This window comes from Psychrobacter sp. PAMC 21119 (genome assembly GCF_000247495.1).
Classification (GTDB): domain Bacteria; phylum Pseudomonadota; class Gammaproteobacteria; order Pseudomonadales; family Moraxellaceae; genus Psychrobacter; species Psychrobacter glaciei.
Genome location: NZ_AHVZ01000007.1, coordinates 47,064 through 61,008 on the forward strand (window position 1 = coordinate 47,064; position 13,945 = coordinate 61,008).

13 protein-coding genes and 1 tRNA gene are annotated in these 13,945 nt (G+C 42.3%); 11 read left to right on the plus strand and 3 right to left on the minus strand.

Features of this window, described 5'->3' with window-relative positions; translation table 11 throughout:
- Positions 1-38: 38 nt before the first annotated feature.
- Entirely contained in the window at positions 39-1,586 is a 1,548-nt protein-coding gene (locus tag RH96_RS01770) for an alanine/glycine:cation symporter family protein (protein WP_010196574.1), read from the minus strand.
- A 1,014-nt stretch (positions 1,587-2,600) separates the two neighbouring features.
- Between RH96_RS01770 and RH96_RS01775 the strand changes: the two genes are divergently transcribed.
- From RH96_RS01775 to RH96_RS01790, 4 genes are all read left to right on the plus strand, one after another.
- A complete protein-coding gene (locus RH96_RS01775) occupies positions 2,601-3,233 on the plus strand; it encodes a LemA family protein (RefSeq protein ID WP_010196576.1) in 633 nt (210 codons plus the stop codon).
- Between the two features lie 142 nt (positions 3,234-3,375).
- The gene (locus RH96_RS01780; RefSeq protein WP_010196578.1) at positions 3,376-4,575 is read left to right on the plus strand and encodes a TPM domain-containing protein; all 1,200 of its coding nucleotides are present in this window, start codon (positions 3,376-3,378) and stop codon (positions 4,573-4,575) included.
- 119 nt (positions 4,576-4,694) lie between these two features.
- Positions 4,695-5,219: a TPM domain-containing protein gene (locus tag RH96_RS01785; RefSeq protein ID WP_010196580.1), complete on the plus strand. Its 525-nt coding sequence runs from the start codon at positions 4,695-4,697 to the stop codon at positions 5,217-5,219.
- A gap of 214 nt (positions 5,220-5,433) precedes the next feature.
- Entirely contained in the window at positions 5,434-6,432 is a 999-nt protein-coding gene (locus RH96_RS01790) for an adenosine deaminase (RefSeq protein ID WP_010196583.1), read from the plus strand.
- Between the two features lie 88 nt (positions 6,433-6,520).
- Here RH96_RS01790 and RH96_RS01795 read toward each other — a convergent pair whose 3' ends face one another.
- A complete protein-coding gene (locus RH96_RS01795) occupies positions 6,521-7,321 on the minus strand; it encodes an NAD-dependent deacylase (protein WP_010196585.1) in 801 nt (266 codons plus the stop codon).
- Positions 7,322-7,356: 35 nt separating this feature from the next.
- On the opposite strand from RH96_RS01795, the gene RH96_RS01800 reads away from it, so the two are divergent.
- Positions 7,357-7,719 carry a hypothetical protein gene (locus RH96_RS01800; protein WP_010196586.1) on the plus strand — a complete coding sequence of 121 codons (363 nt, stop codon included), beginning with the start codon at positions 7,357-7,359 and terminating at the stop codon, positions 7,717-7,719.
- Positions 7,720-7,962: 243 nt separating this feature from the next.
- Here the strand turns inward: RH96_RS01800 and RH96_RS01805 are convergent.
- Positions 7,963-8,039 (minus strand) — tRNA-Arg (locus RH96_RS01805).
- A gap of 363 nt (positions 8,040-8,402) precedes the next feature.
- Between RH96_RS01805 and RH96_RS01810 the strand changes: the two genes are divergently transcribed.
- The 6 genes from RH96_RS01810 (at position 8,403) to RH96_RS01835 (ending at position 13,889) form a co-directional block, all read left to right on the plus strand.
- Positions 8,403-9,083 carry a c-type cytochrome gene (locus tag RH96_RS01810; RefSeq protein WP_026037071.1) on the plus strand — a complete coding sequence of 227 codons (681 nt, stop codon included), beginning with the start codon at positions 8,403-8,405 and terminating at the stop codon, positions 9,081-9,083.
- 231 nt (positions 9,084-9,314) lie between these two features.
- Positions 9,315-10,277: an ABC transporter ATP-binding protein gene (locus RH96_RS01815; RefSeq protein ID WP_010196588.1), complete on the plus strand. Its 963-nt coding sequence runs from the start codon at positions 9,315-9,317 to the stop codon at positions 10,275-10,277.
- A 29-nt stretch (positions 10,278-10,306) separates the two neighbouring features.
- Positions 10,307-11,080: an ABC transporter permease gene (locus tag RH96_RS01820; RefSeq protein WP_010196589.1), complete on the plus strand. Its 774-nt coding sequence runs from the start codon at positions 10,307-10,309 to the stop codon at positions 11,078-11,080.
- A 119-nt stretch (positions 11,081-11,199) separates the two neighbouring features.
- Positions 11,200-12,078: a hypothetical protein gene (locus RH96_RS01825; RefSeq protein WP_141629677.1), complete on the plus strand. Its 879-nt coding sequence runs from the start codon at positions 11,200-11,202 to the stop codon at positions 12,076-12,078.
- Positions 12,078-13,022, plus strand: coding sequence for a hypothetical protein (locus RH96_RS01830; protein ID WP_141629678.1), 945 nt, complete (start codon positions 12,078-12,080; stop codon positions 13,020-13,022). Before RH96_RS01825 ends, RH96_RS01830 begins: the two co-directional genes overlap by 1 nt.
- A 27-nt stretch (positions 13,023-13,049) precedes the next feature.
- Positions 13,050-13,889 (plus strand): hypothetical protein, encoded by an 840-nt coding sequence (locus RH96_RS01835; protein WP_010196598.1) that lies wholly within the window; start codon positions 13,050-13,052, stop codon positions 13,887-13,889.
- The last annotated feature ends 56 nt before the right edge of the window (positions 13,890-13,945 follow it).

The window sequence follows — 13,945 nt, forward strand, 5'->3', positions numbered from 1 at the left end:
GCAATGAGTAGGGTGTAGCAATACCAAACTAAAGAATATTATACGTTGTCTTTACGTAGTGGATCTGCGTTCATTCTTTTTTGTTCAGCTAGATGACGCTCTTCCCAATACGGTGCGTTTTTGATACCAAATTTGGCAGGATCAAAACTATAGCGTTTCACGCCAGCTTTACGCTGAGCTTCATAATCTTTTAGCATAGTCAGTGTTGGACGAGCCACAATGAAGATGACCAAAATACCAACAATATTGAGCCAAGCCATGAGGCCAACACCAATATCACCAATAGCCCAGATATAACCAGCTGAATTCAAGCCACCGTAGGCAACCATCACCATGATTAGAATTTTGACTAAGAATAGACCAGTTTTATTGGCACCGCGACCGAGGAAGCGAGTCAAGTAAGCCACGTTTACTTCAGCGATGTAGTAGTAAGCCAAAATCGTAGTAAAGGCAAAGAAGAATACTGCGATGGCAATAAAGGTATTACCATAGGTGCCATAGACAGATTCCATTGCCATTTGCGTAAAGGCAGGTGAGTTAATCTCAACACCAGCAGCAACATTCTGTACGATGAACTGACCATCTGGAAGCGTACCTTGAATGTTATACATACCTGTAGATAAAATCATAAAGGCGGTAGCAGAACAAACTAGCAACGTATCGACATATACTGAGAATGCCTGTACTAAACCTTGCTGTGATGGATGCTCAACTTCAGCAGCAGCAGCAGCGTGAGGGCCAGTACCTTGTCCAGCTTCGTTAGAGTAAATACCACGTTTTACACCCCAACCAATAGCAGCACCGAAACCTGCTTGTGCAGTGAATGCATCACCAATGATCATACCAAATACATCTGGGATCAAGCTGACGTTAGAGAACATAATAATTAAGGCTAAAACGATATAACCTAGTGCCATAAAAGGTACAGCAAACTCGGTAAAAGTTGCAATACGCTTAATACCACCAAAGATGATGATACCTAGAACGACTAGAATGATACCTAGTGCCACTAAACGCATAGAGCCAACTTCTAGGCCTCCGACGTTCATGATAGTACCTTCACCCATCACCTGTGCGAATGCACTGATAACACCGTTTGCTTGTACGCCTGGTAAGAACATACCGCAAGCTAAAATAGAGGCGATGGCGAAGAGAATACCATACCATTTTTGACCAAGGGCACGCTCAAAGTAATAAGCAGGGCCACCGCGATATTCGCCAGTAATCACATCTTTTTCTTTGTAAATCTGTGCAAGGGTAGACTCGACGTAGGCAGTAGATGCCCCTAAGAAGGCCACAACCCACATCCAAAATACTGCACCTGGACCACCGAAGCCGATAGCAGCAGCTACCCCAGCGATGTTACCCATACCCACGCGTCCTGCGAGTGAGACGGCAAGTGCTTGAAATGATGAAATACCTTGTGCGCTAGATTTACCGGTGAATAGTAATTTGATCATTTCACCGAATAGACGTACTTGTACGAAGCGCGTCATAATGGAATAAAACAGACCCGCACCCAGACACAGATAGATCAGTGCAGGGCTCCAGATAATTCCGTTTACTAAATTGACTAAACCTTCCATATGTATATTCCTAATACTGTCTCAAAGTGGCTATTAATACTAATACCGGCGTCAACCAATTGCTCTAGTGGCTCACTTAGTTTGCCTGCATAGACTTACACATCTCGTTAAGTCTTATATGTACTTAGCCACTCAGAATGGACTGTAGTTGTCTGTATTTATCCGCTTGGCCTATTCGCAACACTGACCATGTGTATACCGCTCATCAGAGTCAATTTCAAAATGAGCTGCAGTTGCAATCCTTTGCTGTCTTCATTATGCGGTACATCCAGTCATTACGTCATCGACGCAATAGCTGTTATAAATGGACCAGCGGATAAAACAGGCGGTTATATAATTAAATACTTATCAGTAAAGTGATAGCATTCAACTTGCTATGAGTCGTATCGATTGGCTACACTGGTAAAAGCTTGTCGATTTGTAAGTTGAGGCTTTGGCGATCCCTGAACAGAGTTAACCAGACGTTCGTAATCCTCTAATACTAAACAAACGATAAGTCCACTACCAAATGTATTCAAACCGTACGGCTACGTAACTGCAATTTGCCATATTTTTGGCACAATTACTAGAAATTTCTTTAAGAGTAGCAGGATATCTCGATGTTTGAGACGACAGACCCCACAATAAATAGCGATGAAACAAAGGAGTTTTGTAACTGCTACATTATTGTTTTACCCGCAGTCCAGAGCGAAATGGTTTATTAGTCAACATAATTAGGCTTTTAGATAAATATAACCATAGTGTAAGCAAGTATAAATGCCAATATGATTAGGCGTGGCGGTTGTGTTTTGGTAACGATGAATTGTAAAAAGTGGGTTATATCGCCATTATTGGCAGAATGTCTTGTAGGCTATAAAATGTAACCGTTACTGACGACTATCATTCTATTGAATAAAGTAGCAGTTGATGGACTGGATAAATAGACGTACAGGATGGTTGAACAAGTGGTTATATCAGCTGTAAAAAAACGTGTTACTAGGTATTTGTTATTTATCATTATTAGGAGAGACAACGATGACGCGTAAATCCATTGTAAAACCCATGTTGCTATCAGCAGTATTAGCGACTTCTACCGTTGGTTTGACGGGTTGTGGTTATAACAATCTGCAAGCACAAGATGAGCAGGTAACGGCTTCGTGGTCAGAAGTAGTCAACCAATACCAACGCCGCTCAGACCTAGTGCCAAACTTGGTCAAAGTCGTACAGCAATACGCAGAGCAAGAGCAAGAGGTGTTTACCCAAGTTGCTGAAGCGCGCTCACGTGCCGGTGGTATCACCGTGACCCCTGAGGTGCTCAACGACCCTGAAGCGATGGAGCGTTATGCGGCTGCGCAAGAGCAGATGACTGGCGCTTTATCGCGTCTAATGGCTGTCTCTGAGCGCTATCCTGATCTAAAGTCAGATGCCTTGTTTCAAGACTTGCAAGCACAGCTAGAAGGCACGGAAAACCGTATCGCCGTTGCTCGTAACCGCTATATTCAAGAAGTACAAAGCTATAATACGACGGTGCGTCAATTTCCAACCAATATCACTGCCAAAGTATTTGGTCTAGATACCAAGCCAAACTTTACAGTAGCCAACGAAGAAGCCATTTCAACAGCACCCAGTGTTGATTTTGGCGACGACGATGCAGCAGCTGTTCAGTAAAGTATGGTGCATAAAAAAATACGGTGCACAAAAAGTACGATGCATAATAAGGCTTGATGCTTAAAAGATAAACGAAGCTCATAGTTATTGCAGTAGTCGCCATTCCTTCAGCACAGACGTCATTTGAGGTGGTATAGATTAGATGAATCATTCAAACGCAATCTTATCAGTATTACTATTTACACTGAGCATCAGTAGTGCGCCAGTGCTGTATGCGGCACCTAATGATACGGCAGTGGCTACCGATAGGGGCTCAAACAGCCCCTCGAATCTGCAAAACCGCAGTGTCGAAGATTTGGTAGCGATTGCCAAAGCAGGCGAGTCCAACGAAGCCATAAATGATGCGGTATTGGGTAACGAGGCAATTAATGAAGCCATACTGGGCAACGATGCGATCAACCCTAATGCGGCTGACAGTGACACGGCTAATAGTGAAAATCCAGCAACACGAGCGCCTGCTAAGCCAGCTGTTCAATCAAATGCTGAAAGTGTCGATGCGGACAAGCTCATATTAAACAGCCCTGTTATTGACCAAGCCAATATTTTAAACCCGCAAGAAAAGCAGCGCTTAGAGGCGCAGCTCAGAAGTATCTATCAACAAGGTTTGGCGCAGGCAGCCGTTGTCATTGTGCCGACTACCAATGGTTTGCCTATCTTTGACTATGCTTTGCAGGTTGCAGAGAAATGGCAGTTGGGTGATAAAGATATCGATGATGGTTTGCTGATTGTCGTCGCAGTCAATGACCGTGATATGTATGTCCTAACGGGTTATGGGCTAGAGGGTGTGTTACCAGATGCTGCGGTCAACCGTATCATTCGTGAAGACATCACACCATTGTTTAAGCAAGACAACTATGGCGCAGGGATACTAGCAGGTGTCGAGGCATTTAAAACGCGTCTGACTGCTGATCCTGACGTATTGGCCCGTGCCGATGCTCAAGCTGCGGAGCGTAATGTCCAACAAGGCTCAGATGAGCTACCATCACCTATTTTCTTATTTATTATGGCAATGATATTTGGTAGTTTTATTACCAACATTTTAGGCCGAGTATTTGGTTCTATCATTACCGCAGGTGGTTTTTTTGCTGGCTCGCTGGCACTGGGCGGCGGGTTCTTCATGACATTGATTATGGCGATATTTATATGGCTGTTTTTGATCTCACGCGGCGGTGGTGGTAAAGGTGGTGGCGGTAAAGGTGGCAGACGACGCAGCGGTATGATTTTCTTACCCGGTATGGGTGGCGGAAGTGGTGGCGGCTTTGGCGGTGGGGGTTTCGGAGGCGGCGGCTTTGGTGGCGGCGGTGGTGGATTTGGCGGTGGCGGTGCTGGTGGCTCATGGTAAGTAACTATTAAAAATTGTAAGTAACTATTAAAAATTTGTTAGTAAAAACCAAGCAAATGAAGCCGCAGTAAAAAAACGCAAACAACCTGCAAAAATGATGTCTGTGAGGAAACAATTAAATGTCAGAAAACAATGCTCCAAAAGCCAGTTTTGCCCGCTGGTGGCGTCAGGTCTTATTCGTGCCTTTGCTGCACAGCAAATGGCTGACAGCGGAAGCCAAAGCCCGTTTGACAGATAAGGTCACTAGCGCAGAGCGTGGCCATCGTGGGGAAGTGTTTTTAATTATAGAAAACCACCTGCCGACTCAGGATGCTTATCATATCGACTGCCGCGAACGTGCGGTGGATTTGTTTAGCGAGTATCGAGTGTGGGACACCGAAGAAAACACGGGTGTCTTGGTTTATGTCAATATCTGTGAGCATCAATTAGAGATAGTTGCGGATCGCGGTATCAGTGCTCATGTGAGTCCCACAGTCTGGCGGGCAATGTGTGAAAAAGCCGTGTCGGGTATCGCCAATAAAAACACCGAAGAGAGCTTAGCTGAATTATTAGACGAAGTTGGACAGGTATTGCGTCAGTACTATCATCTTGAGAATAACCCAGCAGGTAATGAGCTGTCCGATACGGTGGTATTCTTGAAATAGCGTTTATGAAGTAGCATTTATGAAGTGATGCTTATAATAAGGTAGGACGTTTTGATCTTAATCTATAGGGTTTTAGGCGAAATCCAAATATAATAGACTTTTAAACAAGAGGGCGCTTCCAAACGCATCTATAGCCAGACGCATTTATAGAGAGCAAGCCTCAGAAAGAAAGCCTTAAAAAAAAGCCTTTATCAAAAACCATTACTGGAACACTATGATTGAGTTAATAAAGAAACTACCAAAAGCGGAACTTCATCTACATATTGAAGGCTCGCTAGAACCTGAGCTGATGTTTAGATTGGCGAAAAAAAACCAAGTAGAGATTCCTTATACAGACATAGAAGATGTACGCAATGCTTATAACTTCACCAACTTGCAGACCTTTTTAGATATCTACTATGCGGGCGCCAATGTCCTGCTCACAAAAGATGATTTTTATGATTTGACGTGGGAATATATTCTTAAATGTGTTGAAGACAATGTCATTCACACAGAGATATTTTTTGACCCACAGACGCATACCGAACGTGGTGTACCTTTTGAAGCCGTAATCACAGGTATCAAAGAAGCGCTCGTAGAGGCTAAAGAAAAGTATGGCATTACGTCTTGCATCATTATGTGCTTCTTAAGACATTTATCACAAGAAGAGGCGTTTGAAACGTTAGAGCAAGCATTGGCGTTCAAAAACGATATCATCGGTGTTGGTCTTGATTCATCAGAATTGGGCAATCCGCCATCAAAATTTAAAGACGTATTCAAGAAAGCCAAAGAAGAAGGCTTTAAGCTGGTCGCTCATGCAGGCGAAGAGGCAGATTTTTCGTATATCTATGAAGCTTTGGATTTATTAGAGATTAATAGAATCGATCATGGTGTGCAGTCTATAAAAAGCCCAGAATTGATGCAAAGGCTCAAAGACGAGCAAATGCCGCTGACAGTTTGTCCGAACTCAAATATCGAACTCAAGGTCTTTGAAAATTATAAAGAACACAATATCAAAGCGCTGCTGGATTATGGTTTAAATATTAGTGTCAATTCAGACGATCCAGCATATTTCAAAGGCTATATGAATCAGAACTTTATAAATATATGCGAAAACTTACCGCTAACGGAAGACGATGTTGTTACTTTAGTAAAGAACTCCTTTAACTCCTCATTTATCAGTGATGAGTTAAAAGAATCCTACTTAGCGAAGGTTGATCTTGCGTTGAAATAAGCTTTAATGCGTTTATTTTTTAGTAGTAAAGGCTTAACGGTTGATATCAATCGTTAAGCCTTTTTTATTGTTCATTTTATACCCATACTTATAAAGCAGTAATTTCTTCTATAAGCAGCGGCAAAATGACTCCAGCCTTTTCTGCTAGAGTGATATCAACGATGGTGTTTGGCGTCGGGTCGGGGTTTATCTCTATAATCTTGGCACCATTTTGCTTGGCTAGCTGTGCGAGACCTGCGGCAGGGTAAACAAGGCTTGATGTGCCAATACTGATAAATACCTCGCAATTAGCCGCTGCTTCTTCTGCAATCTGCCATGCCTGTATGGGTAAGGCTTCTCCAAACCAAACAATATCCGGTCGGATATAGCCACCACAATGCGGGCAGGTCAGCAGTGCCTCATCGAAGCTCATGGTGTTTCGGTTATCGTATGAAGTTCTTGGTTGATCTTGATAGGGTGTCTGACATTGACCACAGCAGTTGCGCCACAGATGACCATGCAGGTGAGTCACTGTGCTACCAGCTTGCTCATGCAAATCATCGACATTTTGAGTGATGAGAGTCACTTGCTGATCGGAATTTTGCGCATGGTATTGCCACTGAGCCAACGCATGGTGGGCTGGATTTGGCGCTTTATCTGCTACCAGCTGTCTGCGCCACTGATACCATGACCACACCAGCTTTGGATCACGAACGAACGCTTCAGGTGTGGCCAAATCCTCAACGCCGTAGTTCTCCCACAGTCCTGTCTGCTTGTCTCGAAACGTTGGAATGCCGCTTTCTGCTGAAATGCCAGCGCCAGTCAAAATGCAAATATGCTGTTTCGCTGCCAACAGTTTTGCCGCAAGTTTTACTTCTGCTATTAACGCTGGTGATAATTCTGCTAACATGAGCCAACCCTTGCTAATAATGGATATTTTTTCTTATGATAGACGGAATTTGGTGGCTTGTCATATTGTTCGCTGTCATCGCAGCCTTATGGTTCGCGGCAAAATCGCGCGGGGCAAAAGTAGGCGAAAAGCATAGTGGCGCAAAATCAAAAAATGCCACACCTAATGATGCTCTGCAAAAAACAACAGTGCTATTAAAGCAGTACTTTCCTGATTATCGAGTCACACGTAAGGCAAATCATTTACTCGTTAGCAAACAAGGCAAGAAAGTCGCGATGATTACGATTGATAAAAAGATTGCTGCAAGTCAGCGCCGTCTAGGTGAGATACCAGTGATTAATTACCACAGAGTCCCCAGCCGTGACCAACTGACTGCAAATCTACAAGAGGCAGAGTAAATTTTGCTATATAGTCAATTCTCTATAAATTGGGTACGTTGTCAGTCTCGCTCAGTCTACTATTTGTAGTACTTTCACTCGGCTTCCTTGTATCCAAATTATACCGAACCGACTATAGGTGAGAGCCTCAGAAGTATACGGGCACAGAAAAACCGCAAACATTTTGAAGTGTAGGTCTGATGAGTATGGGCAGTTTAGGGCAGTGCTAAGGAAGTGGTGGAGCGAGGTTGCAAACATCATAATTGGTGCGCTCGGCGGGAATCGAACCCACGACCCTCGGCTTCGGAGACCGATACTCTATCCAACTGAGCTACGAGCGCATAATACGAGTTGACTGCTAGGTTGCTTAATACTGCGTTTAATTGAGTATTATTGGCAGGGCAGTCTGTCGAAAAATAAAGACCGCTTAGTCTAACAAATAAAAGCCAGAAAGCCAATGAGCGAAGCCCGCTATTGACGTTTTTTAAGAAAAAACAGGATAGTCAGTAAACAAGCATGGCAATTTGCCCGTCTTTTCCCTTATAATGTCAGGGAAAATTCATATTTATAATCACCGATTACAAGTGCGCGCGCTGACGGGATGGCTGTTTGCTATTGATGACGAAATGTTTGTCGTTGAAGGAGGATAAACAGAATGTCCAAATCATGCGAGCCTTTGTATCTGTAATAAGAGAACGTGACGAATGAGAAAAGTAGTGATGTTATCGGCAGCTGCCATTCTAGGAATTGCTAGTATCGCGGTGAGCCAAGCGGAAGATGTTGCAGGCACACCTGTAACTGTCTCTGATGTAGCAGAAGCGCAAGATGTGGTCGAAAACGCGCCACAACAGTTAGGTGATGATACCCAAGCTGCCGCCGATACTACAGATGACACTGCTGCGGTCGATGCGAGCGGGCAAGCAGACGGTACTACAGATGACGCTGCGGCAACGGAAGAAGTGGCAGCAGCAGCGCCTGCGGCGGATGAAGAACCCATTCCACAAGATACGCCGCAAGTACAAAAGCTCATTGCTTTGTATCCTAATTTGATTGCTCGTATTCAGCCTGTTGCTACAGTATGTTTCGAAGACGATGAGGTTTGTGATGTAACGGCACGTTCATCAGGCCCATCTGCTGGTGATGGCCCTCGTGATGGCAAAGCAGTATACAATGCCGTGTGTCAGACTTGTCATGCTTCAGGTTTGCTTGGTTCACCTATGTTAGGGGATGCAGGGGCTTGGGGACCACGTATAGCAAAAGGTAAAGATACTCTATATACCCATGCGATCAACGGTTTCAACGCGATGCCTGCCAAAGGTGGTGCGGACATTCCGGATGAAGAAGTTCAGAATGCGGTAGATTATATGGTTGAAGCTGCAAGCTAATCTGCACAAAGTTTTTTGCTAAGCTTTTACGATAGATATTTATAAAGCGCCTATCTCATTCAATGGGATAGGCGCTTTTTTATCATAAATATTATCAATATGAGACTTCAGCTGCATTACAGTTGAAATTCGTCAGCAGTAGCCTCATTTTATGACATTACAGTATCTCTTCTAGCTATTCGTCGTCTCAAAATATTTTTACCTACATTTATAACAAACAAAGAGGTCTTCATGTCAGAAGTACCAGCACTTACGATAAAAAACTTATCCAAAACTTATGATAATGGGTTTTCAGCTCTAAAAGGAGTTGATTTAACTGTGCCACAAGGTGGATTCTTTGCATTATTGGGTCCCAATGGCGCTGGTAAATCAACCATGATTGGTATCATCAGTTCGCTGTTTAAACCGACCACAGGCAGCGTACATATTTTCGGCACTGATTTGTTGGAAAACCCCTCTGTCGCGAAACAGTATCTCGGTATCGTGCCACAAGAGTTCAATTTTAATATGTTCGAAAAAGTCGAAGATATTTTGATTACACAGGCAGGTTACTTTGGTATTCCTGCCAAAGAAGCCAAGCCTCGTGCGAAACGATTACTGACGGCACTTGGTCTGTGGGATAAACGCGATAGTAAATCACGTGAGTTATCAGGTGGTATGAAACGCCGTTTGATGATTGCACGCGCATTGATTCATAAGCCAAAATTATTGATTTTGGATGAGCCAACTGCTGGGGTCGATATCGAGCTACGCCGCTCTATGTGGGAGTTCATGCAGCAGATTAATATCGAAGAAAAAACCACTATTATTCTGACCACTCACTACCTTGAAGAAGCAGAGCAGCTGTGTAAGCGCATTGCTATCTTAGACCATGGTGAGATTCGTATTAACACGGAAATGAAAGATTTGTTGGCGCAGCTCTCGGTGGAAACATTCGTCTTTGATTTGGAAGTGCCCGTTACTAGTCAATTGGTTTTGACAGGTGTGACAGGCATAACTCAACCGGACGATCAGACACTCGAAGTGACTTTGACGGAAGGCGAGTCGATGAATAATGTCTTTGCCCAGTTATCAGAGCAAGGTATCACTGTGGGAAGTATGCGTAACAAAGCCAATCGGTTAGAAGAGTTGTTTATGCGCTTGGTAGATAAAAATATTCAAAGTGCAGATAGCATGAAGGAGGCGGGATTATGAGTCAGGAAATGATAGATCCTAATAAAACCATGTCATGGAGCAAAAAGTGGATTGCTTTTCGCACCATATTATTAAAAGAAATACGCCGGATTTTACGAATTTGGCCACAGACGCTGCTGCCACCAGTCATCACGATGAGCTTGTACTTTGTCATCTTTGGTAAAATGATCGGCTCACGTGTGGGCGAGATGGGCGGCGTGCCATACATGCAGTTTATCGTACCCGGTTTGATCATGATGTCCATCATTACCAACAGCTATTCCAACGTGGTCTCGAGCTTTTTTAGCGCCAAGTTCACCTCCAGTATCGAGGAGCTGTTGGTCTCGCCCGTATCCAAACATGCGATTTTGATGGGGTATATCAGCGGTGGTATCTTCCGTGGATTGGCCATTGGTGTCATTGTCTCGATAGTCGCGCTATTTTTTACTGACTTGGGCATTGAACATTTATTTGTGACCATATTTACGGTACTTGGCACCTCTATTCTGTTTTCGCTGGGCGGCTTTATCAATGCCGTCTTTGCCCGCTCATTTGATGATATCTCTATCATTCCAAGCTTTGTATTGACGCCATTGACGTATCTGGGTGGTGTGTTTTATTCGATGGAAAACTTGTCACCATTTTGGCAAAATATCTCGCTATTAAATCCTATCGTTTATATGGTTAACTCATTCCGTTATGGTATTTTGGGCTACTCTGATGTAAATGTCTGGTACTCGATGGCTGCTATTTTTGTATTCTGCGCAGTGTTTTATACCATTGCCTATCGCTTACTCAGTAATGGCTCACGTGTGCGTTTGTAAATTGTGCGTTTATAATATGATAGCTATTATTTTTATGAGTCGTCATTTGTCATAGTTAGCTTGTAATTGATTGACTGATAACCTTATCATAAGAGCCTAATATTGTTGGGCTCTTTTTTATGCTTAAAATTTCTGTAAGAAGTATGAGTAAGGCTTTTACAGCCACGTTATTGAGTACAATTACAATTACAAGCATTGCCATCGCAGCCCCATTTGCGACAATGGATGATTATGATTGGGTCGTCATGAAGACGCCTTTAGACCCTGCATCGTATAAGTATAATTGCCATAATGACTACAACTATGAAACTTATGATGCTTTACAAAACTGTCTTTATAACTTGAGGGAAGATGCAGATAATGCATTTAGTAAGCAATGGGGTATCAGCGATAAAGTAATTAGAGAGCGAAATGCAATTTATATTAAAGTCGCTAATCGTAAAAACCCACTAGTATTTGTTGATTACTCCAGTCCTTATGAGGAGGATTTTAATCCTTATTATTCGCTACAAGACTACGATAAATCACAGAAATTGCTAACAATACATCAAAGCTTTTATGAAGGAGAGAGCTTGACGGTAGTTAATTTGGCTACTGGGTTTTGGCAATATTTTAGTCTCAGAAAGCTAAGTGTCTCTCCTGATATGAGATACATAGTCGGTTTTGAAAGTGAAATGGGAGCGACGGAACATGTCAATATTTTGGAGCGACAAAATAGTGGTTACTATGAGGGCTACTATAAACAAGTCTATAGCAGTAGTGAAGATTCAAAAAACTACGACAGTCATAAAAAGTTTTATCAAGCAGATAAAGCGCAGCAGGTTTATGATAGCGAAACCTTTACTTGGGTAGATGATACTGAGTTTAATGGTGACAAGTTCTATGTGGATTCTTTTTATAAGTTAAATGAAGCAGATTCAGCGGCTTTTCGAGTACGCTATACCTTTGAACGTGACGAAAAAACAGGTGCGTGGCAAATGCGCAAAGGTAGCGTCTAGTGATTTATATCTCTTTTAATGTAAGGATAACGTTGATTATCGCAGGGCTATTTGTCTTAATCACAATAGCACCTTTAAATGCCCAAGCAGCGTCTTCAGCGTTGTCTTCAGCATTAGTACCATCGACAAATAAAGAGGTATGGATAAAAGTCCCAGCACCTGTGGCGATAGACTGGCAGCAGGAAGGCAGTTGTCGATACGATCACACTGAATATCAAACGTTTACAGATTATAAAAACTGTATTTTTAACTCGTTGGAGCACAGTGATAACTTAAAAAGCCAAAAATGGGGCTTGAGTGACCATGTTATTCGAGAAAAAGATACTATTTATATCCGTACACCTTATATCAGCACACCTTCTATCAGCACACCTTCTATCCGTACACCTTCTATCCGTACACCTCATCATAAGCAGCCATTGGTATTTAAGGATTATCTTGAACCGTTTGAAGAAGAGTATAGGGCTCATTATCAATTGCAGGATTATGATAAATCACATCATCTGTTGCAGTTACTACGTACGATGTATGAGACACAGTCAACGATTATCATCGATTTAAATACAGGACATTGGCAAGAGCTCTACGCTACTGACCTTATGTTTTCAGACGATATGACTCATATTGTGGGGTTTAATGGTAGACAAGGTATGACTCAAGACATCGTAATATGGGAACGTCAAAAAGATAGCAATGATGGACGCTATACAACGGTATTTAGTAGCAATAAACTGTATGAGCAACAGTATGATGATAATAAAAAGCATGAGGTATACGAAGCACGAGATGTCCATTGGACAGCTGACAATAAAATTAATGTTGATTTCTTTTATAGGGTGAATCCAACAGATACCGTAGCGTCTAGAGCGCGTTATATTTATACAACCGATGATAAAGAGGGGAGCTGGCAGAGAGTTTTACCGAATAGCGATATTAATGATTAAGCAATGATAAAAAGGTCTAACTCTCATATGCAAGTAGCTCAAACAGTCGTTAAATTAACCCGTGTCTGCATGGTGAGTACATTATTTTTAATGCTATCGGTGTCAGCGCAAGCAAAATTACCCAAAGCAACAATGGATGATTATGTTTGGGAGGTCATAGACGCCCCTATTTATCCTAACTTGGGTGAGACTTGTAATAGTAAAAATGAGCTGAAACATCGAGATTGCTTGGATCAGAGTGCGATGATTTATAATCAAAATCTCATCGAAAAACTACAATTATCAAAATATGTTTCTCGTCAGCTAAACCAGACCACTATTACGATACCTAATCATGAAGCGCCTATCATATTGACCGATAAGCCTGTACAAGACGAAGACGGGGACGGCCTTAGATATGTTTATCTCATAAATCGCTACGATAAGGATAAAAACTGGCTTTACCTATCTGGACAAGTCTATGAAACTAATAACACAGTATTGATTAATCTAAACACCGGTTCTATACAAGAGTTTGAAGGATCGCATTTGACATTTTCACCAGATATGACTTATGCAGCCACGGTTAAAGTTGAGTTTCCAGGTGAAGAAGAGGTTATCATTTGGAAAAAAGACAAGTACGGTAGCTATCAGTATGATAAAAACAATATAGATTACGATAAATTTCGGCAACACTTCAAGTTTTATGACAGTCGTAAGTATAGTCCCATGCCTTATAATGCAAATCTTGAATGGGTTACCAATGATAGCTTATTAGTAGATTTTTATTTTAAGATGAATGAGCATGACACTATTGCTTATCGAGTACGATTTAATTATGTGAAGACAGAGCCTACCTCAGACTGGCAAATGATTCCCATAAAATAGCCCATTGCTGTAAAATAACGTGTTTCTGTTTCATTATATTTAAGTATGAAAGGTAA

Excerpts from the sequence above, each read along its gene's own strand:
- RH96_RS01770 (WP_010196574.1), bottom strand. The coding sequence starts at position 1,586 with ATGGAAGGTTTAGTCAATTTAGTAAACGGAATTATCTGGAGCCCTGCA.
- RH96_RS01775 (WP_010196576.1), top strand. The coding sequence starts at position 2,601 with ATGACGCGTAAATCCATTGTAAAACCCATGTTGCTATCAGCAGTATTA.
- RH96_RS01780 (WP_010196578.1), top strand. The coding sequence starts at position 3,376 with ATGAATCATTCAAACGCAATCTTATCAGTATTACTATTTACACTGAGC.
- RH96_RS01785 (WP_010196580.1), top strand. The coding sequence starts at position 4,695 with ATGTCAGAAAACAATGCTCCAAAAGCCAGTTTTGCCCGCTGGTGGCGT.
- RH96_RS01790 (WP_010196583.1), top strand. The coding sequence starts at position 5,434 with ATGATTGAGTTAATAAAGAAACTACCAAAAGCGGAACTTCATCTACAT.
- RH96_RS01795 (WP_010196585.1), bottom strand. The coding sequence starts at position 7,321 with ATGTTAGCAGAATTATCACCAGCGTTAATAGCAGAAGTAAAACTTGCG.
- RH96_RS01800 (WP_010196586.1), top strand. The coding sequence starts at position 7,357 with ATGATAGACGGAATTTGGTGGCTTGTCATATTGTTCGCTGTCATCGCA.
- RH96_RS01810 (WP_026037071.1), top strand. The coding sequence starts at position 8,403 with ATGAGAAAAGTAGTGATGTTATCGGCAGCTGCCATTCTAGGAATTGCT.
- RH96_RS01815 (WP_010196588.1), top strand. The coding sequence starts at position 9,315 with ATGTCAGAAGTACCAGCACTTACGATAAAAAACTTATCCAAAACTTAT.
- RH96_RS01820 (WP_010196589.1), top strand. The coding sequence starts at position 10,307 with ATGTCATGGAGCAAAAAGTGGATTGCTTTTCGCACCATATTATTAAAA.
- RH96_RS01825 (WP_141629677.1), top strand. The coding sequence starts at position 11,200 with ATGCTTAAAATTTCTGTAAGAAGTATGAGTAAGGCTTTTACAGCCACG.
- RH96_RS01835 (WP_010196598.1), top strand. The coding sequence starts at position 13,050 with ATGCAAGTAGCTCAAACAGTCGTTAAATTAACCCGTGTCTGCATGGTG.